Here is a 25,958-nt window from a genome sequence, read left to right as displayed (position 1 = left end):
CTCCTGGCCCGGCGGTGGCCGGCGCCGGGGATGTCCTCAACGCGGGAACCAGGGCACCTTCGCGCCCGACCAGTTCCGTGGAGAGGCAGTCGGGCTGTCGCTCCCACGGGTTCCCGGCAGACTGGAGGAAAGTGGTGGAGGACCGAGACCAAGTCTCTGAAGGTGCAGACGGAGCAGCTGAGTTGAGGGGGCAGGTCGACCGCTTCATACGCGAGCGGGTAATGCCGTGCGAAAAGGTCCTGGAGGCCGGCGGACCGGCCTCCGCCGACACCATGCGTGACCTGCACGACCAAGCCCGGAAAGAGGGTCTATGGGCCCTGCCGTTGCCCGCCGAGCTGGGTGGTCGTGGACTCTCTCTGACCGGGTACGCCCAGGTGGCCGAGGTGGAAGGAGCAAGCGACCACGGACCTGCCGCCCTGGGGTCGGCACCGCTGCTGGACGTGCTGATGCTGCACCGCCACGCCAGCGCGCGCATACGCGAGGAGTATCCGAAGCGACTCACCGCCGGGGAACTCCGTACCTGCTACGCAATGACCGAACCGGACGTCCCGGGTACCGACCCCTCCATGACCCGTACCCGCGCGGTACAGGAAGCGGACGGGAGCTGGAGGGTCAGTGGCCGTAAGTGGTTCACGTCCGGAGCCGCCGGCGCCGACCTGGTGACCGTCCTGGCTCGCACCGACGGGGCCCCCGCGGACCGCGGCGGGCTCTCCCTGTTGCTGGTACCGGCCGGCGCGCCCGGCTTCCGCGTCGTACGCGAGCTTCCGGTCCTTGGCGCGGGTGGCCAGTGGGAGATAGAACTGAACGGTGTCCGTGTCCCCGGCGACCATCTCATCGGCGGGCGGGGCAGTGCTCTGGCCATTGCCGGGGAACGGCTCCAGCTCGGCCGTACTCTGCGGTGCCTGCGCTGGATCGGTCAGGCGCAGCGGGCCTTCGACCTGATGTGTGAGCGCGTCAACGACCGTGCCGGCTCCCGTGGTCCGCTCGGCGGTCATCAGCTCGTGCAGCAGCATGTCTTCGAGTCGCTGCTCGCGCTGCGTACGACCCGTCCTCTGGTCCACGAGGCCGTGACCCGGATCGATGCCGGGCTGGACGCGCACGTCGAGGTGGGCCTGGCCAAGGTCGCCGCCGCGCGCATGCTCCAGCAGGTGACGGACGCGGCCATTCAGGTGCACGGCGCGGCCGGCCTGGGACCCGACACTCCTCTGCCCGCGCTTTTCCGTACCGGCCGCGCCGCCCGGATCCTGGACGGCCCGGACGAGCTGCACGTCACGTCCGTCGCACGCCGCGTGCTGCGCGGCTACGAGATCTGAGCGGCCATATCTACACCGTACGGATGTCGATCAGTCCGGTGAGTGCTGCCAGTCCGAGAGCCAGGAAGAAGTCGCCCCAGATCAGTTCGTGGCGCACAGCGACCGACCGTCCGGCGTCGTAGCAGCCGTTCAGCAGCATCCCGGCAGGGCGAGCGCCCATCGGCCCGGTGAGATGCGAGGCCACGAGGTGGTCCAGAATCGCGAGTGCACGGGAGGAGTGCTCCGCTGCCCGGGGTCCCGGGACGCACGCGAGCTTCAGCAGCGCTACCGCTGTGATCGCGGCAGCCGAGGTGTCCTGCGGGCCGTCCGGTTGTCCCTCGTCAGCCGGCGGAACGCCCCATCGTGGCAGCCCGGTCCGGGCGGCAACCAGTCCTGCAGCCGTCGCTTCCAGCCGCTGGTGGTTCCACTGCGTGGTCCTGGGCTGATGCAGGGCGTCGGCCACCGCCAGCAAGAGCCACGGCCGCCCCCGGCTCCAACCGGGCGGTGGGTCGTCGCACGGCTGCCAGCCCGTGTCCGGCTCGAACCTCAGGGCGGGCACAACAGAACCATCGACGCGGCACAGATCGATATGCCGGTGGAGATGGGACGCGGCTGCCGCGGCGCCCTCGACGCCCGCCGAGGCCAGCAGTGGCACCGTGCCGGGCACTCCGTCCACACGGGCCAGCAGTCTGGGACCACCGAACGCGGATCCCCAGGGAACCAGACACAGTTCGGGCTCCAGCGCGGCCAGGCAGGCACGGGCAGCCCGGTTTCGCAGCTCTTCCGCCGACCGGTCGTTGACGGCCAGGGCGGTTCCGTACCAGAGGATCAGACCGCGGGTGGCAGTATCAGCCTCCACCCATCCCGCCAGCCGCGCCGTGCAGGCCGAGGCCACGGCCCTGTCGGCCTCGTGACCGGTGTACCGGGCCCGCAGCCACAGCAGACCCGCCCAGAATCCGCCGGTCCACGATCCGCGACCGGTCGTTTCCCAGCGGCCCGTATCCGGGTCGGCGAACAGCGGGAACCTTGCGCCGACTTCGGCTCGGGTGACGTCTACCCGGTGCAGGATGTCCGCGAGGGCGCGTTCGGGCCAGTCCCCCGCCACCGTCACGCCTGAACCGCCGTACGCTGCCTGCGCTCCTGCGCCGCCCAGACGAAAGCGACAGCGCAGGCCGCCGCGAACTCCGCGGCCACCAGCAGCCACCCGGGCCCGTAGTGGCCGGCTTGCGCGAGCGCGCCGAAGACCGGTGGGCCTATGGCGAAGCCTGCGAAGAACCCGGCGGAGACGAGTGCCGATTCCTGCCCCGCACGGTCGGGGGCGGCGCGCTGCATCACCAGCACCATGGAGACGGCATTGCCCGACACGGCGAACACACCGACGGCTGTCGCCGCCACCCACGCCAGCGGGTGAACGAACAGCGCACCGGCCAGCAAGAGGGCAGCTCCGACCGCACCGGCCGCCAGCCACCCCGGCAGCCACTCGGCCCGCCCGGGCCGGGCGGCCTTCGACCAGCCCACCCGGCCGGCAATCCCTGCCACGCCCAGTACGGCCACCAGTGCACCGGCTGTCGAGGGACTCATTCCGAGTTCCTGGGCGCCGAAGAGCGCCAGATAGGTATTGACCGAAGCAATGCCACAGCCCAGCAGCAACGAGAATCCCGCCAGCCATGCAATGGCACCCTGCGGCACCAGCGAGGCGCGGAGCGGCGCCCCCTTTGCCGGTGGATCGGAAGGCAGCGCACGCATGGCCCAAACAGCCACGGCCAAAGCGGTGCCGGAAGCCGTCCACAGCGCACCACGCCAACCCACCCCTGAGGCCAGCGCGGCCAGGGGCAGCCCGGCGACGAACGCCCCGAGCTGCACGCCCGATTGCTTCATTCCGGTCACCCAACCCCGCCGGGCCGGCACAACGGCAACCAGGATCGCCTTGTTCGTAGCCGGGTTGGCCAACGCCTGCGGCAGACCCCCAAGTGCAACGGCGCCGAGGAGAAACCCCGTGTCGGGCGCCGCGGCGATCAGGGCGAGCGCACCGGCGGACACGAAGAGCAGGGCAACGAGTGATCGCCTGGGGCCGACCCGGTCCACGATGCGTCCGCCCACAGGGGAAAGAACCGCCGCGGTCCCGAAGCCGATCGTCGTCGTCAGGCCGAGCACCGAGGGCGAAATCCCCAGTTCGTCGACAAGGCGCGGGCTGAGGGCTCCCAGGAGAAAAAGCTGCAGCATCGAAAATGCCATGGCGCAGGTGAGCAGCGCCGTCAGCGGTCTGTCAGCTCGTGCCGCCGGGGCCGCCGACGTTCCCCGCCCTGTCCGCACCGGTGTCTCCGTCCCGCGCTGCTGGTTCACCTTGTCGCCAGGTCAGGAGTCGGACCGCACGGCACTGGAGTTCCCGGCGACTCATGTGGCGCGCGCCACAAGCGTCAGGTTGAGCGCCGCCACCCGCACTTTGCGTACCCACCCTTGGCGACCGAGGAAGGAATGCAAGGATGGGCCCGCCATGACTCCAGGCCGATGTTGTCGCGCGGTACGCGCTGCGGTGTTCGCAGCGACCTGCGTGCTGCTCGCTGCCCTCGGCCACGTCCTCATGTCAGGAACGGCCGTCCCCTGGTGGGCCATGGCCGCCGCCTTCGCGGCGACTGCCGCCACGGCCTGGTTCCTCAGTGGCAGTGAGCGCGGCGTTCTCGCGGTGACCTCGATGATGGTTGCCGCCCAAGCCGCACTGCACACCGGATTCTCACTGGCTCAGACAGCCGTTCACCCCTCGGTGGCCGACACCCCGTCCTTCGCCCGGCAATGGGCCCAGTCTCTGCTCTGCGGTCCGACAAGCTCCACCTCGATCTCGGAGTCAGAAGCGGTACGCATCGTCACCGACGCCGGGCTCGGCAGCCGCCTGCACCAGCCACCGCCCGGTTCCACGGACATGACCATGCCGGGTGGAATGCAGCACGCCCATGCCGGCCTGCAGACGATGACCGACCCCTCAACGGTCATGCCCACAGGGCACTACACGGGAGGCATGTCGCCGGCCGGGATGCTGGCCGCCCACCTGCTGGCAGCCCTGCTGTGTGGCCTCTGGCTCGCCTACGGAGAACGAGCCACCTTCCGTCTGCTGCGCACCTTCGCCGGGTGGATCGCCGCCCCACTGCACCTGCTCTTCCGCCTACCCACACCACTTGACCGGCCACGCATCCGTGCGCGCCGCGACTACGGAGCCCGCACACCGCGGCAACTCTTCCTCATCCACGCCCTCACCTCGCGAGGTCCACCGTCCGGGATCGCTGTCGTCTGACAGCTGGTTTCCCGACGTGCCGGTGTCCTCCACCGCACGCCTCGGGATTCGGCATCGCCCACGAGCGGTGCCGTACATCTCACCGGCCCGCGCACGCGCGGAACCGGATCCCGGATCCCGGAAGGACATCAGGCGATGCCCCCTGCCCTGCCGCCACACAACGCCACAGCCGACGACGGCACATCACGTCACACCCATAGCGCCGACGAACCGGTGACACGACTGGCACTGGCTGCACGCGACGGCTCCCCCGACGCCGTCGACCGGTTCGTACGCGCCCTGCACCGCGACGTCTGGCGCTACGTGGCCCACCTCAGCGCCGACCCCCAAGCGGCCGATGACCTCACTCAGGACACGTTCTTGCGCGCGCTCGGCAGCCTTCACCGGTTCGAGGGACGCTCATCCGCTCGTACCTGGCTACTCTCGATCGCCCGCCGGACCGTCGTGGACAGCCTCCGTCATGCCGCCGCTCGACCCAGAATCGCGGACCGGGACGACTGGCAGTCCGCCGCCGAGCGGACACAGCCACGCGACCTGCCCGGCTTCGAAGACGGAATCGCACTCGCCGAACTCCTGGCGATCCTTCCGGCAGAACGCCGTGAATCGTTCCTGCTCACCCAACTCCTGGGACTCCCCTACGCGGAGGCCGCGGCAGCCATAGGTTGCCCTGTCGGCACCGTCCGCTCACGTGTGGCCCGGGCCCGCGGCGCCCTGCTCGAACTGCTGAAGGAGGCAGAGACTCCCGCCGCGCACAGGGAGTCGGCGCGACCGGTCTCTCGTGGCCGAGTGCCGGCACTCCTCGCCGCAGCTGTCTGAGAAGTCAAGGACCACAGGCTCCACGGGTCGCCGGCGCAGAGATGAACGGCGCCGGCGCCCGTCGGCGCCGCCCTTCATCCGGGCAGCACGCGCATACGCGTTGTCGCGGTGCCGGATGGGATCTCAAGCTCACTGCTTGAGGCTTGACATCAGGTCACGCATGTCGCTGATCATGGCCGATTGGTAGGGCGACAGGTCAGGGATGTCCGGCTCATCACCGGGCTCGTCTTCGTTGTGGTCGTCGCTCTGGTACTGCGTGAAGGCGGAGAGACTCAGCGAAAGGACCGCTCCGCCCTCCAGCACCCGCAGCTCCGCGTTGCCGTCGTCCCGGGTCAGCAGATACGCCTTGTCGCCAAGGTCCGGAACCCTCTCCAGCTTCGCTTCAGGATCAACGCCGAGATCGGTCACCCGTCGCCGCGCCTCGAATTCCGCGCCGGGGTCGGTCTTCTTGTGCAGTGCCACCGCGATTCCGACGGTGTAGTCGATGGACCAGCCGTTACCGGGCCGCTCCGCCCTGGCCCGAGACCGAAGAGGAACGAAGCACTGGATCTGGTCGAGGACGGCATGGTTCAACAGCCGTGATTCGACCTTGGTGGTGGACTCTCTCGGTGCGATCGCGGCGCCGATCGACTTCAGCTGTAGAGATGGGCAAGGGTCTTGGTCCAGCTGGTACCCATGCATGTCCGGCTTCCCATCGCCTACTCCATACAGGAACAGCGCCGCCGCCCAGAGGGCCGACGCCATTACCATCCCGCCCACCGCCCACAGCCACGGCCTTCGCTGCCGAGGTTCCCCAACGGACTCCCGGTCGAAGTCGCCCATCACCTCGCGGGTTTCAACCCCACCGAACTCCCCCGCCATCTCCGGCTCGGAAATCATCCTGCTCCCCCTCGGCCGCGCCTTCCGTCTTTGTCACGATGATCGCAGCACTGACCCCGCCCCCCTACGGGGATGCCGGTCCTCAACCGGCAGAGGGTGCCGTTGATCACGCGACGGTGACTCTTCCAGCGGCCGCCCCGGCCCGTGTTCCTCGGCAGGTGCAACTCCGACCGTGCCCACTCTTCATCCCGACAGATCGCCCCGCCCCACGTCCGCCGAAACGATCCGCGGGCAGGCCAGCCACACGACCCATCGGACAGGGCCCAACCATGCTCAGGGACGCTGCGCTCTCTCGGTGCCCGGGCAGAGTTCCGGAGGAAACATGCGGAGCTGCTCAACGCCATGAACCGCCGGGCCCTCCTCGTCCGAGAAGCCCCGGTGGTCCTCCGTTGTCAGCCCATCCACGTCACTCTCGTCGAAGGCCCTGGAAGAAAGCACCTGCCCTGGGCCGATATGTCGCCCGGCAATACCCGCCCGGGCGTCGCGCTGTGGCGGCGCTTCGCTGCGGGAACGGGTGGGTCAGTGCCCCTCGCGCAGCCCCCACGGAGCCCCGTACGCGCCGAGCAGGTCGAGGAACGGCCTGGGCGGCAGTGCCTCGGGGCCGAGGACGCCGCTTTCCTTCCACGTACCGTCCGCGATCAGTTCGAGGGCGATCACCGGGTTGAGGGCGGTCTGCCAGACCACGGCCTGGGAGCCGTACTCACGCATCGTCCACTCGTTGTCGACGACGTGGTACAGGTACACCTCGCGCGCGACACCATCCTTTGTCCCCTTGACCCAGGTGCCCGCGCAGGTCTTTCCCTTCATTCGGTCGCCCAGCGTGGCCGGGTCGGGCAGACACGCGGCGACCACGTCGCGCGGGGAGACCTGGACCGGACCGTCCGCGCCCGGGACGGTGACCTTCGCCGTGGAGTCGAGCCCCAGGTCGTGGAGGGTCTTGAGCTTGGCGATGAAGTCGTCGCCGAGGCCGTACTTGAACGTCACGCGGCGCGCGTCCAGCCAGCGGGGCATGAGGAGTACCTCTTCGTGCTCGACGTTCACTCGTAGACGACGGGCGGGTTGAGGCACTCCTCGATGGTGGTCCAGATGCTGAAGGAGGGCGCGAAGTCGTAGCCCTCGACGGTGAGGTTCGCGCCGTCACGGACGCCGATCTCCTCGATCTCGTCGAAGAGTTCATCGGCCGCGTACCGGGCGAACACGTCCGACAGGCCCGGCTCCGCCCATGCCGACCAGAGCCAGGCGGTCGGCGCTCCCCCAGGCCTCGGCCAGCGCGAACTGCTCGTCGCCGAGCTTCACCCCGCACTGTTCGTAGGGGGCGGCCGGGTGCGGCACGGACAGCGACATCGCCATATCGACGTAGTGCGCGCCAGCGGCGAGTGCCGCGTTTGATCTCAGCGCGGGGAGAGGTCCTCGGGGAGGAGCAGCCGCAGGTCGTCCAGGCTCGGTACCGCGACGGTGCTCAGCCGTCCCGCCTGATGGGTCATCATCTGCTCCAGCGTCTGCCGGGCCAGCCGAGCGTTGCCGAACGTCGCCCCCCTGGGGATGCCGTCGAAGTGGGTCTGCAGCGCGTTGGCCGTGCCGGGCGCGCACTCGTAGCCGTTGTCGGCCGCGTGCATGCGGACGATCGTGACCAGTTCGTCCGAGGAGTAGTCGGGGAACTCGATGCGCCGCGGGAAGCGTGAGTCGAGACCCGGATTGGAGCCCAGGAACCGTTTCATCTCCGCGGTGTACCCCGCCACGATCACCACCACCTCGTCGCGGTGGTCCTCCATCAGCTTCAGCAGTGTCTCCACCGCCTCCTGACCGAAGTCTGAGGAACCGGCGCCCGAGCGAGGCGTCAGGGTATACGCCTCGTCGATGAACAGGACGCCTCCCAAAGCCCGTTCGAACACCTCCCGGGTCAGCTGCGCGGTGTGCCCGACATAGCGGCCCACCAGGTCCGCACGCGAGACCTCCACGAGCTGGCCGCGCGGCAGCACGCCCAGGGAGGCCAGCAGTTCGCCGTAGAGCCGCGCCACCGTCGTCTTGCCGGTGCCGGGCGGGCCCGCGAAGACCAGATGGTTGCTGATCCGGGGCACGGGCAGCCCGGCCTCCTTCCTCCGGCGCGCGGTGGAGAGCAGATTGACCAGGTCGCCCACCTCGCGCTTGACGGCCGCGAGGCCCACCAGGGCGTCCAGCCGCAGCAGCGGATCCTCGTCCTGCCCGTCCTCCTGCGCGCCGCCCGCCGGGACGCCCACGTCCTCCGCGGTCAGCACGGCCAGCTCCCGCTCGCCGGCCTCCGGCAGGGCGGCCAGCCGGGACGCCTGCCGGTCCACCATCTCCTCGAAGACCTTGCGGGCGGTACGGCCGTTGCCGAAGCCCGCGTCGCGGGGAATCCGCTCGAAGCGGGTGAGCAGTGCCGCCCGCGCCACCGGATCCAGCTCGTAGTGGTGGCCGGTGCACATCCGCTCCACAATCGTGACCAGCTCGTCCGAGGTGTAGTCGCTGAACTCGACGCTGCGGGTGAAACGCGAGGCGAGACCCGGGTTGGACGCCAGGAAGTCCGTCATCTCCTTCGGATAGCCGGCCGCCACCACCACCACGTCCTCGCGGTGGTCCTCCATCAGCTTCACCAGGGTGTCGATCGCCTCGCGCCCGAAGTCGGCGCCGCTGCCGCCGCCGTCGGAGAGCAGGGTGTACGCCTCGTCGACGAACAGCACCCCGCCCAGCGCCTTGTTGAAGGTCTCGGTGGTCTTGATGGCCGTCCCGCCGATGATCTGCGCCACCAGGTCCGCACGCGACACCTCCACCAGGTGCCCGGAGCGCAGCACGCCGAGCGAGGCGAGGATGGAGCCGTACAGCCGGGCGACGGTGGTCTTGCCGGTGCCGGGCGGGCCCGCGAAGACCAGGTGGCGGCTCATCGGCGGAGCGGGCATGCCGATGCTCGCCCTGCGCTGCGCCATCCGGTTGAGGTTGATCAGCCTCAGCACCTGCTGTTTGACCTCGTCGAGGCCGATCAGCGACTCCAGCTCGGCCACCGGGCCCGTACCGGACCGGGTTTCGGCCGCCGCCGGGGCCGCTCCGCCGGGCAGCCGCCCGTCGCCCGCCGCCTCCGCGTCCTCCGCAGTGCCCCAGGCGTCCGGGGCACCGTTCTCCGCACTGGCCAGCCCCTCGATGGCGAGCCGGTCGCCGGGCACCGTCTGGCGCACTCCGCTGCCCCGGTTGGCGCGGACGGTGCAGCCGGTCAGCGACACGGCGTCGGTGCCCTCCACCCGTATGCCGTCGGCGCCCGAACCGGTCACCTCGCAGCCGTTGAGGGAGGCGCGGGCACCCGCGGACACCAGTACGCCGTACTCAGCGGCCCCCGTCAGCACGGCACGCACGGCCGCCAGTTCGCCCTCGGCCGCGATGTGGATGCCCGCGCCGCCGGACCCCTCCACCTCGGTGTCCCGCAGCGTGAGCGTGCCGAGCGCCCCGATGTGGATTCCGGCCCCGGCGGAGGAGCGCAGCCGGCCCTTGCCCACGAACAGGTTGCCGTGGCCCGAGACATGGACCGCCGAGTCGCCCGACCGCTCGACGACGCCCTCCTCCAGCCGCCCCCTGCCGTCCTTGACGACCTCCACGCCGTGCGTGCCGGCGCCGGTGACGGTGGCCCGCAGCAGCAGCGGGTTGGCGCCGCCGCGGATCACGATTCCGGGCCCGCCGCTGTCCCGTACCTCAAGGCGGTTGAACTCGGCGGCCGAGTCCTCGTCGAGCAGCACACCGGTGCCCTTGGCGTCATGGACGACGGTGTCCGTCAGCACCGGTGAGGAGAAGCCGGTGACGCGTACGCCGGGTTCCTCGGCTGTGGCGAACACGCACTCCTCGAACGTGCCACGGCTGCGCTCGGTCACCAACAGGCCGTGCCCGCCGGTCCGTTCGGTACTGCACCGGGCCAGCGTCGGTGAGCTGCCGCCGCCCAGGACGAATCCGTGCCCGGTGACGTCGCTGACGGCTACGTCTTCCAGGACGACCGGCCCGGCGCTGTTCACGAACACGCCGACGACGGCCTTGCGGACGGTGCCGCGCACCATCCTGACCGAACTCTCCTCCTCGACGGCGACGCCCGGCTTGCCGGTCGCCGATATCGCGCATTCCTCCAGGAGGACGTGCGCCTGCCCGTTGGTGAGGACACCGTTGCCCTTGGTGTCCCTGAGCCGGCTGAAGCGCGCGGTGATCCTGCCCTGCTCACCGGCCACCACGGCGGATGTACCGAGGTGTTCGACGACGCAGTTCTCGAGGAAGCTCTCGGCCGAGGAGGTGGACACCACACCGGCGCCCACCGGGTTGCTGATCCGGCACTGACGCAGCGCCAGCGACCCGCCGTCCCGCGCGAAGAGCGCCGACCAGGCCGAACCGTGGATGTCGCACCGGTCCATCGCGAGCTGCCCCCGCGGCGCGTCGACCACGGGCAGTTCGTCGTCGTGCCCGCGCAGCACGAGATCCCTGACCATCACCGCGTCCCCGGTGAGTGTCAGCGCCGTACCGCGCCGGGGCGCCAGCTCCACCGTCCCCTCGCCCTCGGCGGCGGTCAGGGTGATCGCGGCCGAGACCGTCAGGCTCTCCTCGTACCGCCCCGGAGCGATCCTGACGACCGCTCCGGCACGGGCCCGTGCAACGGCCTCCCCGACGGTGCGGTGGTCGCCCGTCCCGTCTGCGGCGACGGTGAGCATCTGGCGTGACACTTATCTGACCTCCCGGACCCCTGCGCCGTAGGTACGGGGCGGAGACGCGCGGCATGTAGGGCGTGGGAAACTGCTGTGCCCATCATGCCTGTTGCCGCAGGTCGCCCGCCATGGTGGTCGGCGTTCCGGGGCCGCCGGAGCACCGGTTCGGGGGGTGTTTCGGGGCAGGTGCCGGTGGTGCGGGGAGCGTCGTTACCATCGGCGCATGCGATCTTCGAGGTCCTCGGTGTCCCACGCACTCGGACCGGCAGCACTGGCCGCCCTGCTCCTGATACCCGGCACCGCGGCTCCCGCCGGTGCGGCGGGGGACGCGGACAGCCCCTCGTTGCCGGGAATGCCCGCCACTGTCGCCGACGGCCGCCCGTGCACTCCGAGATCCGCCAAGAAATCTTCCCAAGTCCCCTGGGCGCAGAGCTTCCTGGGGATCGACAGGGCCTGGGAACTCAGCCGTGGCGCGGGGGTCAAGGTCGCCGTCATCAGCACCGGAGCGGACCTGCGGCGGGTTCCGGCGCTGGACGGCCGGGTCACCGGCGGCCCGGATGTGGTGGCGGGCGGCACCGTGCGGGACGACTGCGTCGGATACGGCACGTTCCTCGCCGGGATCGTGGCGGGCGGGCAGCAGCAGGGTGTCAAGGCGGCCGGCGTCGCCCCGGAGGCCGAGGTGATCGCGGTGCGGGCCACCGACAAATACGGTGCGACCACACCCGAGGCGCTGGCCAAGGGCATCAGGGCGGCCACCGACTCCGGGGCGCGGATCGTCCACGTGGCGCTGAGCGTCCCTTCCGCACCGAAGCAGCTCAAGGACGCCGTCCTCGCCGCGCAGAAGGCCGGTGCGCTGGTGGTGGCGCCCGCCTCGGCACGGGAGTGGGAGCGCGGCGCGGCGGCATCGCAGACGGTGAACGGACCCGCGTACCCGGCGGCGCTGCCCGGGGTGCTCGCCGTTTCCTCGGTGGGGCCGGGCGGCGAACCGGAAGCACCGGGCACGGAGAAGGGGCGGCGTACGCAGCCCAGGCTGAGCGCCCCCGGCGTCTCGGTGATGGGGCCGGGGCCGGGCGGCCGCGGCCAGTTCACCGGCCGCGGCGAGGCAGTGGCCGGCGCCTTCGTGGCCGGCACGGCGGCCCTGGTCCTCTCCTACCACCCCCGGCTGACCGCCGAGCAGGTCGCGCACCGGCTGGAGTCCACCGCCTACGGGGCCGTGGGTGACACGCCGGACCCCGGCATCGGGCTGGGGATAGTCGATCCGGTGCGGGCGCTCTCCGCCGTACTCCCCGAGGAACACACGCAGTCCCCGGCCGTAACGGAGAACGCCTCCGCACCGGCCGTCCCGCCGCTCGACCCGCCGGAGGCGCGCAACCGGGCGCTGGCCGTGGCCGGCGGGGCGACAGGGGTGACGCTGCTGGTCGCCTTCCTCGCGTTCGTGCTGCCCAGAGGGCGCCGCCGGGGATGGCGGGCGGGCCGGGCGGCAGGTCGTCCTGCCGCGGAAGCGGACTGAGCCCCGGCCATCACCGCTGGGCGGCAGCTGCGTCAACGTCCGGCGATCCTTTCGGCCGGTCTCGACATCCGGTGACCCGCTCGGCCGGCCTCAACGTCCGACGATCCGCCGCAGCCACCGGGAACGGGCATCGCGGGCATCCTGGCTGAGGACCGCCCGCGGCGCGAGGGTGTCGAACCCGTGGAAGGCGCCGGGCCACACATGCAGTTCGGCCTCACCACCGGCCCGCCAGATCGCGTCGGCGTAGGCCACGGCCTCGTCCCTGAAGGTCTCGGCCGACCCGGCCTCGATGTAGGCCGGGGGCAGCCCGGACAGATCCGTGGCGCGGGCGGGTGCGGCGTAGGGCGACAGGCCGGCAGCGCCGTACCGGTCGCCGAGCACCGCCTGCCACGCAGTCGCGTTGGAGGTCCGGTCCCAGGTGTCGAGGCCGGCCATCTGGTGGCTGGAGAACGTGGTGCCGCGGTCGTCGAGCATCGGGCTCAGGAGCAGCTGACCGATCGGGACCGGTCCGCCGCGGTCGCGGGTCAGCAGGGCGAGTGCCGCGGCAAGGCCACCGCCCGCGCTCTTGCCCCCGAGAATCACGCGGTCCGCGTCGAGGCCCAGTGCGGCCGCGTCGTCGGCCGCCCGGACGAGTCCGGCGTAGCAGTCCTCCACGGGACCGAGGTACGGCGCCCACGGCGCCAGCCGGTACTCGACGGAGATGACGGCGAGCCCCAGCGGCAGAGCCCATTCCCGGAGCAGCCGGGGAAGTACGGACCAGGCGTTGCCCATGATCATGCCGCCGCCGTGCATGTAGTACAGCAGCGGCAGGGGCCCGGCGGCACCGGCGGGCCTTGCGCTGACGAGCCTGACCTCCCGCCCGTCCCGGTCCGCGGGCGTCCGCAGCTCCTCCACCTCGAACCGGCCGTCGGCCCGGAGTTCGCCGAGGTCCGGTCTGGGGCGGGCGGCGGCATCCCGCTCCTGCCTGGCCGCGAGACCTTCCGGCGTCAGCGGCTCACGTGCCTCCGCCCCCATGGCCGCCAGTGCGGCACGCAACTCCGGGTCGAACGGAGGCGCGTGCCGCGCCGGCGAGTCGACGCGGTGCTCCGACGGCCTTCCACCGGTATCCACGACAGGACCTCCCCGGACCGCAGGATGCCCGGCGGCATCCCGACCGGGACAGCCTGCCAGCACGACCGCGCCGGCAGCACCCGGGGGCAGTGCGCCGGACGAATCCCGTCCGGCCGTGCACGCGAAGTCCCGTCGTACGCCCGGTAGATGAAGTGGGCGGGACGGGACATCGCGTACATGCCTAGGCCTCGCCCTCCGGGTCCGGCAGCAGCGGGGTCTGCACCTGCACCACACCCCTGCGCGTGATCAGCTGTGCCCGGCCGGGCGGCAGCTGCCTCGGCTTGGTGTCGTTGAACAGATATCCCTCCGAGGGCGGGCAGGAGAGCAGCGCGGCAGGTGTGTTGACCTCCAGCAGACGGCGCAGCAGCGGGTCGTTCATCGCCCGCGCCGCGCCGTTGGCGCTGCGTGCCACGATCAGGTGCAGACCGAGCTCCGCGCCCTGGGCGAGGTAGTCGAGCAGCGGCCCGAAGTGGTTGCTCATGTTGCCGCCGGACACCATGTCGTAGTCGTCCACGACCAGGAAGACCCGCGGGCCGTTCCACCAGTCCCGCCGCTTCAGCTGGGCGGGCGAGATGTCCGCGCCGGGCAGGCGCTCCTTCATGGCCCGTGCGACGCCGTCCACCGCCTGCTTGAGTACGTCGACGGAGACGGCGTAGCCCAGCCGGTGCGACTCGGGGACGCTCTCCAGCAGCCCGCGCCGGTAGTCGATCAGCAGTACCCGCGCCTCGGCGGGGGTGTAGCGGTCGGTGACCGCCTGGCAGACCGAGCGCAGCAGGTTGGTCTTGCCGGTCTCCGCATCGCCCACCACCACCAGGTGCGCCGTCTGTGCGAAGTCGTGCCACATGACGTCGAGCTGGTTGCCCTCCAGGCCCAGCGGCAGGCGCAGATCGCCGTCCGCGCCGACCTCGGCGTCGGGCAGCTCGGAGGGTTCCAGGACCGCCGGCAGGGTGCGGACCGCGGGTGCGGGCGGGCCCTGCCAGTGCTCGGCCACCTGGGCCACCGCGTCGGCGACGCCCGCCCCGAGGTCCGAGGAACTGTCGCCGCCGTCCAGCCGGGGCAGAGCCGTGAGGAAGTGGTGCTTGGAATCGGTCATGCCGCGGCCGGGCGACTTGGGGATGGTCGCGGCGGCCCGCATGTTGATCATGGAGTCCATGCTGTCGCCGAGCCGCAGCTCGAAGCGGGTGCCGAGCTGGTCCCGCAGCGCGGTGGGGATCTCCGACCAGCGGCCCGCCGCCACGATGAGGTGCACACCGTAGTTGAGCCCCCGCGCCGCCAGCGCCGTGAAGGTGTCCATGATGTCCATGAAGTCCTGGCGGATCGTGCCCCAGCCGTCGACGACGAGGAACACATCGCCGTACGGCTCGTCGGGCATCTCACCGGCGGCCCGGCGGGCGCGCAGCGTCGCCATGGAGTCGATGCCCAGCTCGGCGAACTGCTTCTCGCGCCGGGCCACCAGCCCGTGCACCTCGGCCAGTGTGCGCTGCACCCTCTCCAGGTCCAGCCGGCCCGTCACACCGCCCACATGCGGCAGATCGCGGAGCGAACCGAGTGAACCCCCGCCGAAGTCCAGGCAGTAGAACTGGACTTCGCGCGGAGTGTGCGTGAGCGCGAGCGACATGATCAGGTCGCGTACGAGGGTGGACTTGCCGCTCTGCGGACCGCCCGCGATACCGACGTGCCCGCCCGCGCCGGACAGCTCGGCCACCAGGGGTTCGCGGCTCTGGTCGAAGGGCCGGTCGATGATGCCCACCGGCACCGTCAGCCGGCCGTGCAGCTCGGGATCGATGGTGGTGAGACCCCGCTCGGTGTGCGGCTCCACGCCCATCAGCAGGACGTCCAGCGACAGCGGGCTGTCCAGCGGCGGCAGCCAGACCCGGTGCGCGGGCCTGCCGCCCTCCCGCATCCGGGACACGGCCAGCGCGAGCAGGGACTCCTCGCTCGCCTCCTCCTCCGCCACCGGCTGCGGCTCCGGGCCGGGCGCGGGGAGCCGGGGCGCGGTCCACTCCGTGCGGTACGGGACCACCTGACCCGCGACAGCCGACGCGCCGACCCTGCGGACCCCTTGATAGGGCCCGGAGACGTACGCGGCCTTGAACCGGACCAGGGTCCCGGTGTCCTTCTTGAGAATGGCGCTGCCGGGTACGGAGGGCAGCTGGTAGGCGTCCGGCACACCCAGGACGCCACGGCTCTCCATCGAGGAGAACGTCCGCAGCGCGATCCGGTACGACAGATGCGACTCCAGCTGGGTCATCCGGCCCTCGTCCAGCCGCTGCGAGGCGAGCAGCAGATGCACGCCCAGGCTGCGGCCCAGCCGCCCCACCATCACGAACAGGTCCATGAAGTCGCGGTGCGCGGAGAGGAGTTCGCTGAACTCGTCGACCACCACGAAGAGCGTCGGCAGCGGCTCCAGGTCGGTCCCCGCCGCCCGCGCCGTCTCGTACTCGAACGCCGACGTGTAGTTCCCGGCGCTGCGCAGCAGCTCCTGGCGGCGCATCAGCTCACCGTGCAGGGCATCCTGCATGCGGTCCACCAGGGAGGACTCGTCGGCGAGGTTGGTGATCACGGCCGAGGTGTGCGGCAGACCGTCCAGACCCAGGAACGTGGCGCCGCCCTTGAAGTCGACCAGGACGAAGTTCAGCTTCTCCGAGGAGTGGGTGAGCGCCAGCGCCAGCACCAGGGTCCGCAGCAGCTCCGACTTGCCGGAACCCGTCGCGCCGATCAGCACGCCGTGCGGGCCCATCCCGCCCTGCGCCGCCTCCTTGATGTCCAGTTCCACCGGGGTGCCGTCACCGGCGAGCCCCAGTGGCACCCGCAGCCTGGCACGCTCGCTGCGGTCGTCGCGCACGGCGTCCAGATCGACGGTGTGCAGGTCGGGGAGGCCGAGCAGGGTCGTCAGCTGCACGTCCGAGGTGAGCGCCTCACCGTTGTCCGTGGTGATGCCCATCCGATAGGGGGACAGCAGCGTGGCCAGTGCCCTGGCCCGCCGGGGACCCAGCACATCGGGCCTGCCGAGCGCGGACGTGGTCTCCTTCCCCGACCGGTCGGTGCTGACCAGTTCGAGCCGCTGCCCGGCGATCCGCAGCCGCAGCGTGTGGCGGGACTGACGCCAGGGCAGGGAACCGGACACCTCCAGCGTCACCGTGTTGCGGTAGCCGTCGGTGGCCAGCCGGGAGTCGGCGGGCGTCCGGGCGCTGTCCAGGACGACGACGCAGTAGGGCTCCTCGGCGCTCGGGACGGCGTCCGTCTCGAAGGCGGGCCGGCCGGTCAGTTCCTCGCCGAGCAGTGATTCGAGACCCAGGACGGAATCGGTGACCAGCCGCACGGGGCCCCCGCCGTCGACGTCCGTCGGATGCTGGGCGTGCGGCAGCCACTTCACCCACTCCCAGGCGTCCCGGCGGTCGTGGTCCGCCAGCACCACGATCCGCAGGTCCTGCGGCGCGTGGAACACACTCAGCTGCGCCAGCAGAGCCCGCACCATCGCGTGCGCGGCCTCCTTCTGCGCCTCCTCGGACTGGAGCAGGACGCGTGCGTAGGTACGCAGATAGACCGCGACCGGCTGGTCGGGCACCGTGCCGTACGCCTTGATGAAGCGCCGCAGGGCGTGCGCGGACAGCGGCTCCAGGTCCTCGACCGGCTTGGTGCTCAGCGGTGTCAGCTTCGTCGCCAACTGCTGTTCGCCCACCGCGATCCGCACCTCGGCGAAGTCCGCGTGCGCCGCCCGCCGCTCCCACAGCCTGGCCGTCGGCACCAGACTCCACAGGGACGCCGGGTCCGGATGCGACCACGCCTGCGCCTCCCGCTGCTGGGTGATCACCTTGCGTATGCGCCTGCGGCTGATCGACAGGTACCGCATGTAGTCGCGCCGCTCACCGAGCAGCGCCCGCTTGCGGTCCCCGGAAGCCCGGACGATCTGCGAGACCAGCATGCCGACGGCCGACAGCGCCATCAGACCGATGGCGACGTACATCATGGGGCCGCCGCCGCTGCCGGGACGCAGGAAGATGAGCACCATGCCGAGCGAGCTGAGCGCCATCGGCATGTACGTGATCATGTTGCCCATCGCGCTCTGCGTCTCCGGCACCGTGGGCGGCTCCTGGAGGCTCAGTTCGCCATGGGGCATCTCGGGGCCAAGACGCCGGGGAGGCCTCTTGAAGAGGACCACGCTCAAAGGGAATCGCCTTCCTGAGGGGTGCCGGCGGTTGCCGTGACGCGTCTTCGGGATGACGGAACGTCAAACACCTGCGGTACGGCCGACGGTGCGGGAACGCAGGCCGGGTGGTGGGTGGGGGCGCGGCCGCCGATCTCGGCGGCACCCCACAACGTACAGACTGCACGCACAAGTTAATGTGATCAATCTGACCGCGTCGACCACTGTCCTGGAAGGCGATGAAACGCGCTTGACCGACATATCCGCGGCACCCCTGTGCCGCCTCACGGTGCTGACGCCCGACCGCTCCGTCGAACTCGCCGTACCGTCCGACATCGTGCTCGCCGATCTGATGCCGACCATCGTCGACCACGGGGGCACCGACCTCTACGAACGTGGCGCGCAGGCAGGCGGCTGGGTGCTCCAGCGCCTCGGCCAGGAACCCCTCGACGACGAGAACACCCTTGGCGACCTGGGCCTGCACGACGGCGAAACGGTACATCTGCGCCTGCGCGGGGACGCCCTCCCGGAGATCCACTACGACGACCTCGTCGACGGGCTCTCCAGCCGGCTGCGCGAACGCCCCGACTCCTGGCGGCCGGTGTGGTCGCACCACCTCATGACCGCGCTCGCCCTGAGCACCCTCGCCACCGGCCTGCTGCTCCTGCTGCTGCCCGGTTCCACGGTACTCAGGGCAGTCTGCGCGGCGGCGACCGCGATCCTCCTGCTGGCCGGTGCGGCGGCAGCCTCACGGGCGGTCGGCGACGTCGGCGCGGGCGGTTCGCTCGGCGCGGCGGCCGTCCCCTTCCTCGCCCTGGCCGGAGCCCTGGTGCCCCAAGGGGCCGCGTCCGACGCGGAACTGGGCGCCCGGCTGCTCGCGGGCTGCTCCGCGGCGGCAGGCGCCGCCGTGCTCGCGCTGGCCGCCGTGGGCGCGTGCGCCCCGTTGTTCCTGGCCGCCACCCTGGCCGCGGTCCTCGGGGCGGTCGGCGGAGCCGTGATGCTCTTCGGCGTCCCGGCCACCGGCACGGCCGCCCCGCTGATCCTGGCGGTCGTCCTGCTGGGGCACTTCCTGCCGTCCCTGGCGTTCCGCCTGTCCGGACTGAAGGTGCCGCTGCTGCCCACCAACGCGGACCAGCTCCAGGAGGGCATCGAGCCCACCCCGGACGAGCGGATCGCCGCCCGCGGCGCCGTCGCCGACAGCTACCTCACGGGCCTCTACGGTGCCACCGGGCTGGTGGCCGCGGGCTGCCTCACGGTGCTGACGTTCGAGACGTCCTGGGCGCCGCTCACCCTGGCCGCGGTCCTGTGCGCGCTGATGTTCACGCACGCACGGGCGATCGGCGGCGCCTGGCAGCGGCTCGCCGTCGTCCTGCCTGCCGCCTACGGTTCCGTACTGCTGACGGTGCAGCTGGTCCTGCGGACCGACGACGGTTCCCGGCCGCTGCTGCTCGCCGGTCTGCTGGCCGTCGCGGCCGTGCTCGCCATCACGGGCTGGACGCTCCCCGGCCGGCGCCTGGTGCCTTACTGGGGGCGCGCGGTCGACCTGCTCCATCTGCTCTTCGCCATCGTCCTCGTCCCGCTGGCCCTGCTCGTCGCCGGTCTCTACCAGTACCTGCGGGGCCTCAACAGCTGAGCCCGCTCTCCGGCGTCCGCCGCCGGACAGCGGGCGGATCCCGGGGTCCGGCGGCCGAAGGCCCCGGTATCCCGGGCCCTCTCGCGCCGGGCCGATGCCCGGTCGGAAAGGCAAGGAATGCAGTCCAGGCGGGACCAGGTCCACGCGCACATGTTCGTCATGAGCCGGCTGTCACTGGGAATGCTCCGGGACGACCCGGACGCCCCCGAGTCCGCACACCGGCGGACCACGAAGGGTTTCGTCATCGGCCTCGTGGTCGCGGTCCTGGCCGCGCTCATCGTCGCGGTGTACGGGCTGGTGGTGCCCGGCGGCTCGAACGCGTGGAAGGCCACCGGAACGCTGGTGCTCGACGAACGTTCGGGCGCCCGCTACCTCACGCTCGACGGAGTCCTTCACCCGGTCCTCAACGAGACCTCGGCCAGACTGCTGGCGGGTGACCGGATGAAGGTGGTGAGCGTCAATCCCGCCTCCATCGAGGACGCCCCGCGCGGCGCGACCCTGGGCATCGTCGGCGCGCCGGATCCGCTGCCGCGGGCGGGCGCGCTCAGCCGCGAGGCCTGGTCGGTGTGCGCCACCCGGCCCGACGCCGCCTCGGAGCCGCTCCTCACCCTGGCCGTCGGCCTGACCGCCAAGGGCAGGCCCGTCACCTCGGACGGGGCCACCCTGGTCCGTACCGTCCCGGGCGGCACCACGTACCTCCTCTGGCACGGCACCCGGCTGCGGCTGAACACCGCGAACTACGCGGTCCAGACGCTGGGTTACGACCCGGACGGGGCGCATCCGGTCCCCGACGCGTTCCTCAACGCCCTGCCGGCGGGCCCGGATCTGGCAGTGCCGGAAGTGGCCGGACGCGGCAAGGCGGGCCCGTCGCTGGCCGGCCGCCCGACACGGATCGGGCAGCTCTTCGACGGCTCCGGCGGCCACTACCTGCTGACGGAGCGCGGGCTGATCAAGGTCACCGCGCTGGAGGAGGCACTGCTGATGGGCGATCCGCGTACCCAGCGGACCGCCTACGCCGGAGGAGCCGTCGTCCTGCAGAAGATCGGCCCGGACGACCTGGCGCGCCACCAGGACCCGAAGGCGACCCGGCTCGTGGGAGCCGCGGGCGGTACGGTCCCGACCGGTCTGCCCAGGCCCAGCCCGGTCGGCGCGGGCGAGGGCGTATGTGCCGTCGTCGGCACCGCGGACGGCAGGCCGACGGTATCGGTCGTCCTGCCCCGCGCGGACGCGGTGGGCGGCCGCGCGGTGTCCAACCAGCCGGGAATCACAGCGGGTTCCGGAGCCGCCGACCTGTTCGCCGTACGTCCGGAGGGCGGTGCCCTCGTCACGGCACTCTCCTCGGCGGGCACCGGCACGGCCTACTACCTGGTCACCGAGTCGGGTGCCAAGTACCCGGTCCCCGGGGGCGAGAAGGGACTCCAGCGGCTCGGGTACGGAGTCGAACAGTCCGTTCCCGTCCCGTCCGGCGTCCTCGGGATGCTCGCGTCGGGGCCCGCGCTGGACGACACGGCCCTGCTGACGCAGGGACTCGTGGAAGCGCCGAAGAACGCGATGCCTCGATAGCCGATTCCCCTTCGCCTTAAGGGAATTGAGGTTTCTTTGAGGATAGGAGGGCCGGGAGGCATGCGCTTTCCCCCGTATTTCCGCAGCTCACGCACGTACCGCAGATGAACACTCAGATTGTCGGGGAGCATTCGTACCAAGATCCCGTACGGCGTATTAACCTGATGATCCGTCGACTACCGGAGGGCGTGATTCCCGGTGTGGTCGGCCTGCCGTGCACCCGTGGTGCCGCCGTGTTCCCGCAGTGTCCAGGAGGACCCCCATGTCTGATGTCTCCGGCTTCAACGTCAACTCGGCCGACGGCCTGTCCAACGATGAAACAGCGATGCTCGAGACGCTGAAGACGCTGGACCAGCATCTTCGCGACATGGATGAGGCAGGCCGCAAGGTCAGGACCATCCAGGGCCAGGTGCGGAGTGCCTACCAGGCTGTTTCCTCGGAGACCCACGCGGCGGGCATCGACGAGTGGCTCAGGGCGCACGGTCGGGTCATGGAGCGCACCCAGTTCTTCCGGGAGGGCACCGCGATGGCCAACCGGCTCCTCACCGACGCCGAGCACGAGGCGAACAGCTACGCCGCCGGTATCGCCGGCACGATCAACCCCGGGTGACCTTCCCCGGCTCTCTCCCAGCCTTTTCTTCCCCCGCTCTCTTAACTGCCTCACGAGGAGTTCCTTCATGTCCGTCAAGATCAGCCACCAAGGGGTCCTGGACGCCATCAAGAACATGGACGCGGCCCAGCAGGAGATGAAGGAGGCCCTCGCCTGGATGGAGAAGAACTTCGGCGCGCTGCGCGACACCCTGAGCGGCCAGACCCGTACCTCCTGGGAGGAATTCCAGGCGGAGCTGGGCCGGATCAAGCTGCAGCTCGACGAGCAGTACGGGGTCGCCCGGACGACTCTCCAGCGGATGCACGCCCGGCAGATCGACGGGGACCTCGACGGCGGCCGCGGCCTGAACAACCTCCAGGGCAGCTGACCCGACCGACCGAATCGACTTGTGAGGTGTGAGCATGGCTGGTGACGAGAAACCGGGCGACATGTTCCAGTCGACCGACGGCGTCTATCTCAGGTACGCGAACCAGGAGATCCCCACGTTCCGTCGTGACCTCACGGTCAAGCCGGACTATGTGAGCCTGGGATCGAAGATCCCTCTCGCTGTCGGAAACCCCGAGAAGTGCCCGAAGGCGAAGGCACTCGAGAGCCAGATGGAGACGTACCGCGCCAGTATGCGTACCCGGTACGAAACGGCGATCACGCTCATGAACAACTTCTCGGCCAGTCTGCGGGACGTGGAGGCCAAGCACAGGGATGCCGAGGACGACTCCACGGGCATGGGTGGTGCCCTCGCCGACGAGTTCTCCGAGATCCTGACCCCGAAGGGAAAGTGAAACCATGACCGAGGTGCCCCCCGAGACGCCGCCCGAGCGGGTCGAGGTGCCCGCCGGGATGCCGGCCAAGTGGGAGGAGATCCTCGCCATGTTTCACGACGGCACCACCAAGCTTCCGGACCGGAACCTGGTGGCGGGTGAGGGTTCCAAGAAGTGGATCACCAAAGAGGTCAACGGCCAATGGTTCGACGGCACTCCGAAGCTCAAGGCGGAGGAGTGGGGGCTTTCCGGGTGGTACGCGTTCGCCTTTCCCACCCGAGAGAACGAGCAATGGCTCATGTTCGGGTTCGGCTACAACTGGGCGGACTTCGGAAATGATTCGGGGGCGCTGGCCGAGTTCACCGGAGCGCCCGATCCCATTCTTGGTTCGGTGACGTCCGGGACGAACAAGGACGCCAATCCCCTGTCGTCGAGCAAAGCGTCCGAGATCCTCAACAACATGGATCTCTGGACGGGCGGATGGGCGGCCAAGTTCAACGAATGGGCCGAGAAGGTGGGCGACGGCTCGGAGGAACTGCAAGGAGAGTCCGCCGCCCTCTTCGAAGCCGTTCTTCTGGCGGTGAAGCGTTCACTTCAAGAGACGCAGTCCTTTTACATGGGCGGTGCGATCAAGGACGATCTCCAAGCGGTGAGCGTTCAACTGAAGGCCACCATTAAAGTGCTGAGGAAGAACTTCTGGGACTGGTTCGAAAAGCGGGAAACCGTGGGCACGGGCATCGAGTTTCGAGAAGCCGGCGCCATCTCCATGGCGTTCACCCATCTGAATGCAGAGTTCCTGAAGGCGATGAGTGCCCAAAATCCCACGTCGGACCACGATCCGACGGTCAGCGGGCCTGACTGGGGCGGCATTGAATATCGCGCGAAACTGAGCTGGCTCGAAGGCGTCAAGACCGAGCTCGACGACAAGTCCTCCCAGACGATGCTCGACCTGGCGACGGCCTACGACAAGGCGAGCGGGAAGCTCTCCGACGCGAACTCCGTCGTGAAGCCGACATTCACCATCTCGCTGACGCCCGAGGAACAGAAAGACTTCTACGGCGACACGGGTACGGGCGGTGACGGTGGCACGGGCGGCTCCGACGACATCCTCAACAAGTTCAAGGAGATGTTCGGCAACGGCGCCGGCGGTGACGGCGGTGGCGGTGGCGGCGGCGGCGCGGACGGTGACGGGGGCGGCCTCGGCAGTAAGGGCGGCGGCGATCTCGACCTCGGCGCCCCGCCTCCGGTCACCGGGCCGAACGGCAGCACTTCCGGCGCCAATCTCCCGAAGAACAAAAACCTCGGCCTCGGCCCGAATCCGGTCACCGGCCCCAGTGGCGGCACCTCCGGTACGGGCGGCGGCGGATCCCTGACGGTTCCGGCCGGATCGCGCATCGACCCCAAGACCGGCGCCGTCACCGACTCCAAGGGCAAACCGGTCCTCGGCGCGAACGGCAAGCCCCTGTTCGTGCCGCCCGGTTCCACGATCGGCCCCGGGGGTAAGATCATTTCGCCCACGACCGGTGGCCCGAAGCCGCCGACGCTTCCAAGCGGCTCCACCTCCGGGAACCTGACGCGGGGCTTCGGGATCGACGCCGAGGGCAACGTCATCGTCCCCAAAGGCACCAGGGTGGATGCTCAGGGAAACCTGATCGGCGCGGACGGCAAGCCCCTGACCAATATGTACGGCGGGAAGCTCACCGTTCCGCCCGGCTCCCGGATCAACGCCGACGGAACCATCAGCGACCCGCAGGGCAAGCACATCACCGAGAGCAGCAACAACCTGAAGATCCGCAACCCCAAGACGCTCGACGAGCTGCTGAACGGTCAGCGCCGTCCGTATACGTCGAGCGGTGATCTCTTCGGCGGCTCGAAGGGAGCCTCCGAGAATCTCCGCAGGATGGTCGACAGCAACGGCAACACGATCCACCAGCCGGCCTCCGTGGTGTCCGGGCTCAGCAACCGCGCCCGTGCCGCCATGGGGCTGCCCGCGAACCCGGCTGCCCCGCCGACCCAGGGCAATGTGTCCACCCAGTCGCTCGGCGCCCTCGGGCGGGGTGGGGCGGGGGGCGGGACGGGGACCGGCACGCCCTTCATGCCGCCGATGGGCATGGGCGGCGGCGGTGCCCCGGGTGGCGGAGGCAACGGCGGTGACCGGCAGCGCAACGTATGGCTCTCGGAGGACGAAGAGGTGTGGGGCACCGAGCCCGACGCCGGAACGGGCGTGATCGGACGATGAGTTCCGCAGGTGCAGAAGCGGGCGGGATAGCCACCGGGAGCGAGAATCCCGCCATGCCGCCGGTGCCCGACGACATCCGCGCGGCTGCGCGCACCGCACCCGAGCACTGGTTCGGCACGGTGGACCCCGCGTGGAGCGGAGAAGGCGAACCGCCGCTGTGGGCAGTGATCGGGCAGTGGCGCTCCGACGCCGACGGCGAGATCGTCGAATGGCAGCGGAACGACGAGTACCGGCCGTCTCCCGGCATGCTCGGCTGGCCCGAACCGACCGACGACGTGGATGCCGCCATGCAGCTCGCGGCAACCGGCTACGGCCCGGTCGAGGGCGTCGCCATGGCCGTGGTCACGGCCGAACTGGCCGTGCTGACCGCTCCCGGTGGTGGCGCGGTCAGCGCCTGTACCCCGGACGGCGACCCGGTGGTGCCGGTGTTCACCGCGCCCGCCCATCTGGAGCGGGCGGGCGCGCTCGCCCATCGGGTGCTGCCCGTCTCCGAGGCGTTCGCACTCGTACCCGAAGGCCAGGACCTGTACCTCAACCCGACGGGCCCCGTCGCTCTGCGGCTGTCCGCGGACGACTTGTCCCGCGCGGTCGACGTGCTGGAAGCGGCGGCGGAAGGCAAGAAGGAGCAGTACTGATGGTGTCGTTCCAGGAACAGCTCGCGGAGGCCATGGCCGGCCTCGCGGAACAGACGAAGAAGATCCAGCAGGTCCAGGAGGAACTGGCCAGGGCATCCGCCTCGGCGACCTCCAAGGACCGGATGGTGACCGCCTCGGTCAACGCCCACGGCGAGATCCTCTCCTTCAAATTCCACACCGAGGGCTACCGCACGATGCCGGGGGCCCAGCTCGCCGAGGTACTGAAGACCACCGTCAACGCGGCACGTACGGAGATGAACTCCAAGGTCAGCGGCTCGGTCCGGCCATTGATGGGCAGTCAGGAGGAGCTGGCGAGCGGACTCTTCGGCGGTGGCGAGCTGGACGATCTGCTCGCTCCGCTGCGCGCGATGCAGCCGGAGGGGCTGACGGAGACGGTGCTGGGCGGCGGGCGCAAGCCGTCCGCGAACCGTGGCGAGGAGGACGAGTTCTATGGCTGACGGAACCCTGAGCGTTCCGGGGGATCTCCCGCGACGGTTCACCCAGTTCGGCGCCATCTCAAGGATCGTCGGTGAACTGGGCGTCCTCAACGACCACATCAACCTGGAGAACAGGACGGCGGGCGGCCGGGACGATGTGTACGCGAAGGAGTACCACAAGTTCGTCGACTCGACGGGCAAGGGGCTCACCTACGGCCTCGAAGGCCTCTCCGACCTGCTCGAAATGGTCGGCATCAGCGGCAACAACGCCTCGGTCATCCTGAACGACGCCGAGGACGACGCCAACCACATTGCCGCCGGCTGAGCCGGCCGAACTGCGAAGACGCGGCACCACACA

The 25,958-nt window shown here is 70.4% G+C and carries 19 protein-coding genes and 2 pseudogenes; 13 read left to right on the top strand and 8 right to left on the bottom strand.

From position 1 onward, the window contains the following. The first annotated feature begins 182 nt into the window (after positions 1-182). Positions 183-1,313 carry an acyl-CoA dehydrogenase family protein gene (locus tag OG609_RS37765; RefSeq protein ID WP_327276919.1) on the top strand — a complete coding sequence of 377 codons (1,131 nt, stop codon included), beginning with the start codon at positions 183-185 and terminating at the stop codon, positions 1,311-1,313. 10 nt (positions 1,314-1,323) lie between these two features. Here OG609_RS37765 and OG609_RS37760 read toward each other — a convergent pair whose 3' ends face one another. Next, positions 1,324-2,403 (bottom strand): sugar ABC transporter permease, encoded by a 1,080-nt coding sequence (locus tag OG609_RS37760; protein WP_327276918.1) that lies wholly within the window; start codon positions 2,401-2,403, stop codon positions 1,324-1,326. After that, positions 2,400-3,527, bottom strand: coding sequence for an MFS transporter (locus OG609_RS37755; protein ID WP_385648080.1), 1,128 nt, complete (start codon positions 3,525-3,527; stop codon positions 2,400-2,402). Before OG609_RS37755 ends, OG609_RS37760 begins: the two co-directional genes overlap by 4 nt. A 259-nt stretch (positions 3,528-3,786) precedes the next feature. On the opposite strand from OG609_RS37755, the gene OG609_RS37750 reads away from it, so the two are divergent. Next, on the top strand, positions 3,787-4,578 hold the full coding sequence (locus OG609_RS37750) for a hypothetical protein (protein ID WP_327276916.1): 792 nt from the start codon (positions 3,787-3,789) through the stop codon (positions 4,576-4,578). 135 nt (positions 4,579-4,713) lie between these two features. Beyond that, on the top strand, positions 4,714-5,394 hold the full coding sequence (locus OG609_RS37745) for a sigma-70 family RNA polymerase sigma factor (protein ID WP_327276915.1): 681 nt from the start codon (positions 4,714-4,716) through the stop codon (positions 5,392-5,394). Between the two features lie 129 nt (positions 5,395-5,523). On the opposite strand, the gene OG609_RS37740 is transcribed toward OG609_RS37745, so the two are convergent. The 4 genes and pseudogenes from OG609_RS37740 to OG609_RS37725 all read right to left on the bottom strand — a co-directional run bounded on the left by OG609_RS37740 (position 5,524) and on the right by OG609_RS37725 (position 10,964). Continuing rightward, on the bottom strand, positions 5,524-6,273 hold the full coding sequence (locus OG609_RS37740; protein ID WP_327276914.1) for a hypothetical protein: 750 nt from the start codon (positions 6,271-6,273) through the stop codon (positions 5,524-5,526). A 68-nt stretch (positions 6,274-6,341) separates the two neighbouring features. Continuing rightward, positions 6,342-6,483 (bottom strand): annotated as a pseudogene (locus tag OG609_RS37735) (transposase); the annotation flags it as partial. Positions 6,484-6,792: 309 nt separating this feature from the next. Beyond that, a pseudogene (locus tag OG609_RS37730) lies at positions 6,793-7,698 on the bottom strand (saccharopine dehydrogenase family protein); the annotation flags it as partial. Further along, positions 7,665-10,964, bottom strand: coding sequence for a right-handed parallel beta-helix repeat-containing protein (locus OG609_RS37725; RefSeq protein WP_327278322.1), 3,300 nt, complete (start codon positions 10,962-10,964; stop codon positions 7,665-7,667). The gene OG609_RS37725 and the pseudogene OG609_RS37730, both read right to left, overlap by 34 nt. A gap of 217 nt (positions 10,965-11,181) precedes the next feature. On the opposite strand from OG609_RS37725, the gene OG609_RS37720 reads away from it, so the two are divergent. Beyond that, positions 11,182-12,468 (top strand): S8 family serine peptidase, encoded by a 1,287-nt coding sequence (locus OG609_RS37720; RefSeq protein ID WP_327276913.1) that lies wholly within the window; start codon positions 11,182-11,184, stop codon positions 12,466-12,468. Between the two features lie 90 nt (positions 12,469-12,558). On the opposite strand, the gene OG609_RS37715 is transcribed toward OG609_RS37720, so the two are convergent. Together OG609_RS37715 and eccCa are read right to left on the bottom strand one after the other, a co-directional pair. Next, a complete protein-coding gene (locus OG609_RS37715) occupies positions 12,559-13,482 on the bottom strand; it encodes an alpha/beta hydrolase (RefSeq protein ID WP_327278321.1) in 924 nt (307 codons plus the stop codon). 277 nt (positions 13,483-13,759) lie between these two features. After that, positions 13,760-17,698 carry a type VII secretion protein EccCa gene (eccCa, locus tag OG609_RS37710; RefSeq protein ID WP_327278320.1) on the bottom strand — a complete coding sequence of 1,313 codons (3,939 nt, stop codon included), beginning with the start codon at positions 17,696-17,698 and terminating at the stop codon, positions 13,760-13,762. Between the two features lie 277 nt (positions 17,699-17,975). Here eccCa and eccD point away from each other — a divergent pair, with 277 nt between their 5' ends. The 9 genes from eccD (at position 17,976) to OG609_RS37665 (ending at position 25,925) form a co-directional block, all read left to right on the top strand. After that, entirely contained in the window at positions 17,976-19,358 is a 1,383-nt protein-coding gene (eccD, locus tag OG609_RS37705; protein ID WP_327276912.1) for a type VII secretion integral membrane protein EccD, read from the top strand. 117 nt (positions 19,359-19,475) lie between these two features. Then, a complete protein-coding gene (gene eccB / locus OG609_RS37700) occupies positions 19,476-20,921 on the top strand; it encodes a type VII secretion protein EccB (protein WP_327276911.1) in 1,446 nt (481 codons plus the stop codon). A 262-nt stretch (positions 20,922-21,183) separates the two neighbouring features. Next, positions 21,184-21,531: a hypothetical protein gene (locus tag OG609_RS37695; protein WP_327276910.1), complete on the top strand. Its 348-nt coding sequence runs from the start codon at positions 21,184-21,186 to the stop codon at positions 21,529-21,531. Positions 21,532-21,598: 67 nt separating this feature from the next. Continuing rightward, on the top strand, positions 21,599-21,898 hold the full coding sequence (locus OG609_RS37690) for a hypothetical protein (RefSeq protein WP_189275411.1): 300 nt from the start codon (positions 21,599-21,601) through the stop codon (positions 21,896-21,898). A 34-nt stretch (positions 21,899-21,932) separates the two neighbouring features. Next, a complete protein-coding gene (locus OG609_RS37685) occupies positions 21,933-22,310 on the top strand; it encodes a hypothetical protein (protein ID WP_327276909.1) in 378 nt (125 codons plus the stop codon). 4 nt (positions 22,311-22,314) lie between these two features. After that, complete coding sequence (locus OG609_RS37680) at positions 22,315-24,528, top strand: hypothetical protein (protein ID WP_327276908.1); 2,214 nt, start codon at positions 22,315-22,317, stop codon at positions 24,526-24,528. After that, positions 24,525-25,163: a type VII secretion system-associated protein gene (locus OG609_RS37675; RefSeq protein ID WP_327276907.1), complete on the top strand. Its 639-nt coding sequence runs from the start codon at positions 24,525-24,527 to the stop codon at positions 25,161-25,163. The genes OG609_RS37680 and OG609_RS37675 overlap by 4 nt, the downstream gene beginning before the upstream one ends. Next, positions 25,163-25,621: a YbaB/EbfC family nucleoid-associated protein gene (locus OG609_RS37670; protein WP_327276906.1), complete on the top strand. Its 459-nt coding sequence runs from the start codon at positions 25,163-25,165 to the stop codon at positions 25,619-25,621. The genes OG609_RS37675 and OG609_RS37670 overlap by 1 nt, the downstream gene beginning before the upstream one ends. Beyond that, on the top strand, positions 25,614-25,925 hold the full coding sequence (locus tag OG609_RS37665) for a hypothetical protein (protein ID WP_114247089.1): 312 nt from the start codon (positions 25,614-25,616) through the stop codon (positions 25,923-25,925). The genes OG609_RS37670 and OG609_RS37665 overlap by 8 nt, the downstream gene beginning before the upstream one ends. Positions 25,926-25,958 lie beyond the last annotated feature (33 nt).

It is taken from the genome of Streptomyces sp. NBC_01224, assembly GCF_036002945.1.
Lineage (GTDB): Bacteria > Actinomycetota > Actinomycetes > Streptomycetales > Streptomycetaceae > Streptomyces.
Note: the sequence above shows the minus strand (reverse complement) of the source record. Positions and strands in the feature narration are given on the sequence as shown.

What these genes read in the sequence shown, in the direction of transcription:
- OG609_RS37685 (WP_327276909.1), top strand. Translation starts at nt 21,933, where the DNA reads ATGGCTGGTGACGAGAAACCGGGCGACATGTTCCAGTCGACCGACGGC.
- OG609_RS37720 (WP_327276913.1), top strand. Translation starts at nt 11,182, where the DNA reads ATGCGATCTTCGAGGTCCTCGGTGTCCCACGCACTCGGACCGGCAGCA.
- OG609_RS37725 (WP_327278322.1), bottom strand. Translation starts at nt 10,964, where the DNA reads ATGCTCACCGTCGCCGCAGACGGGACGGGCGACCACCGCACCGTCGGG.
- OG609_RS37755 (WP_385648080.1), bottom strand. Translation starts at nt 3,527, where the DNA reads ATGGCATTTTCGATGCTGCAGCTTTTTCTCCTGGGAGCCCTCAGCCCG.
- eccB (WP_327276911.1), top strand. Translation starts at nt 19,476, where the DNA reads ATGCAGTCCAGGCGGGACCAGGTCCACGCGCACATGTTCGTCATGAGC.
- OG609_RS37675 (WP_327276907.1), top strand. Translation starts at nt 24,525, where the DNA reads ATGAGTTCCGCAGGTGCAGAAGCGGGCGGGATAGCCACCGGGAGCGAG.
- OG609_RS37665 (WP_114247089.1), top strand. Translation starts at nt 25,614, where the DNA reads ATGGCTGACGGAACCCTGAGCGTTCCGGGGGATCTCCCGCGACGGTTC.
- OG609_RS37680 (WP_327276908.1), top strand. Translation starts at nt 22,315, where the DNA reads ATGACCGAGGTGCCCCCCGAGACGCCGCCCGAGCGGGTCGAGGTGCCC.
- OG609_RS37690 (WP_189275411.1), top strand. Translation starts at nt 21,599, where the DNA reads ATGTCCGTCAAGATCAGCCACCAAGGGGTCCTGGACGCCATCAAGAAC.
- OG609_RS37740 (WP_327276914.1), bottom strand. Translation starts at nt 6,273, where the DNA reads ATGATTTCCGAGCCGGAGATGGCGGGGGAGTTCGGTGGGGTTGAAACC.
- OG609_RS37670 (WP_327276906.1), top strand. Translation starts at nt 25,163, where the DNA reads ATGGTGTCGTTCCAGGAACAGCTCGCGGAGGCCATGGCCGGCCTCGCG.
- eccCa (WP_327278320.1), bottom strand. Translation starts at nt 17,698, where the DNA reads ATGCCCCATGGCGAACTGAGCCTCCAGGAGCCGCCCACGGTGCCGGAG.
- OG609_RS37750 (WP_327276916.1), top strand. Translation starts at nt 3,787, where the DNA reads ATGACTCCAGGCCGATGTTGTCGCGCGGTACGCGCTGCGGTGTTCGCA.
- OG609_RS37715 (WP_327278321.1), bottom strand. Translation starts at nt 13,482, where the DNA reads ATGGGGGCGGAGGCACGTGAGCCGCTGACGCCGGAAGGTCTCGCGGCC.
- OG609_RS37695 (WP_327276910.1), top strand. Translation starts at nt 21,184, where the DNA reads ATGTCTGATGTCTCCGGCTTCAACGTCAACTCGGCCGACGGCCTGTCC.
- OG609_RS37745 (WP_327276915.1), top strand. Translation starts at nt 4,714, where the DNA reads ATGCCCCCTGCCCTGCCGCCACACAACGCCACAGCCGACGACGGCACA.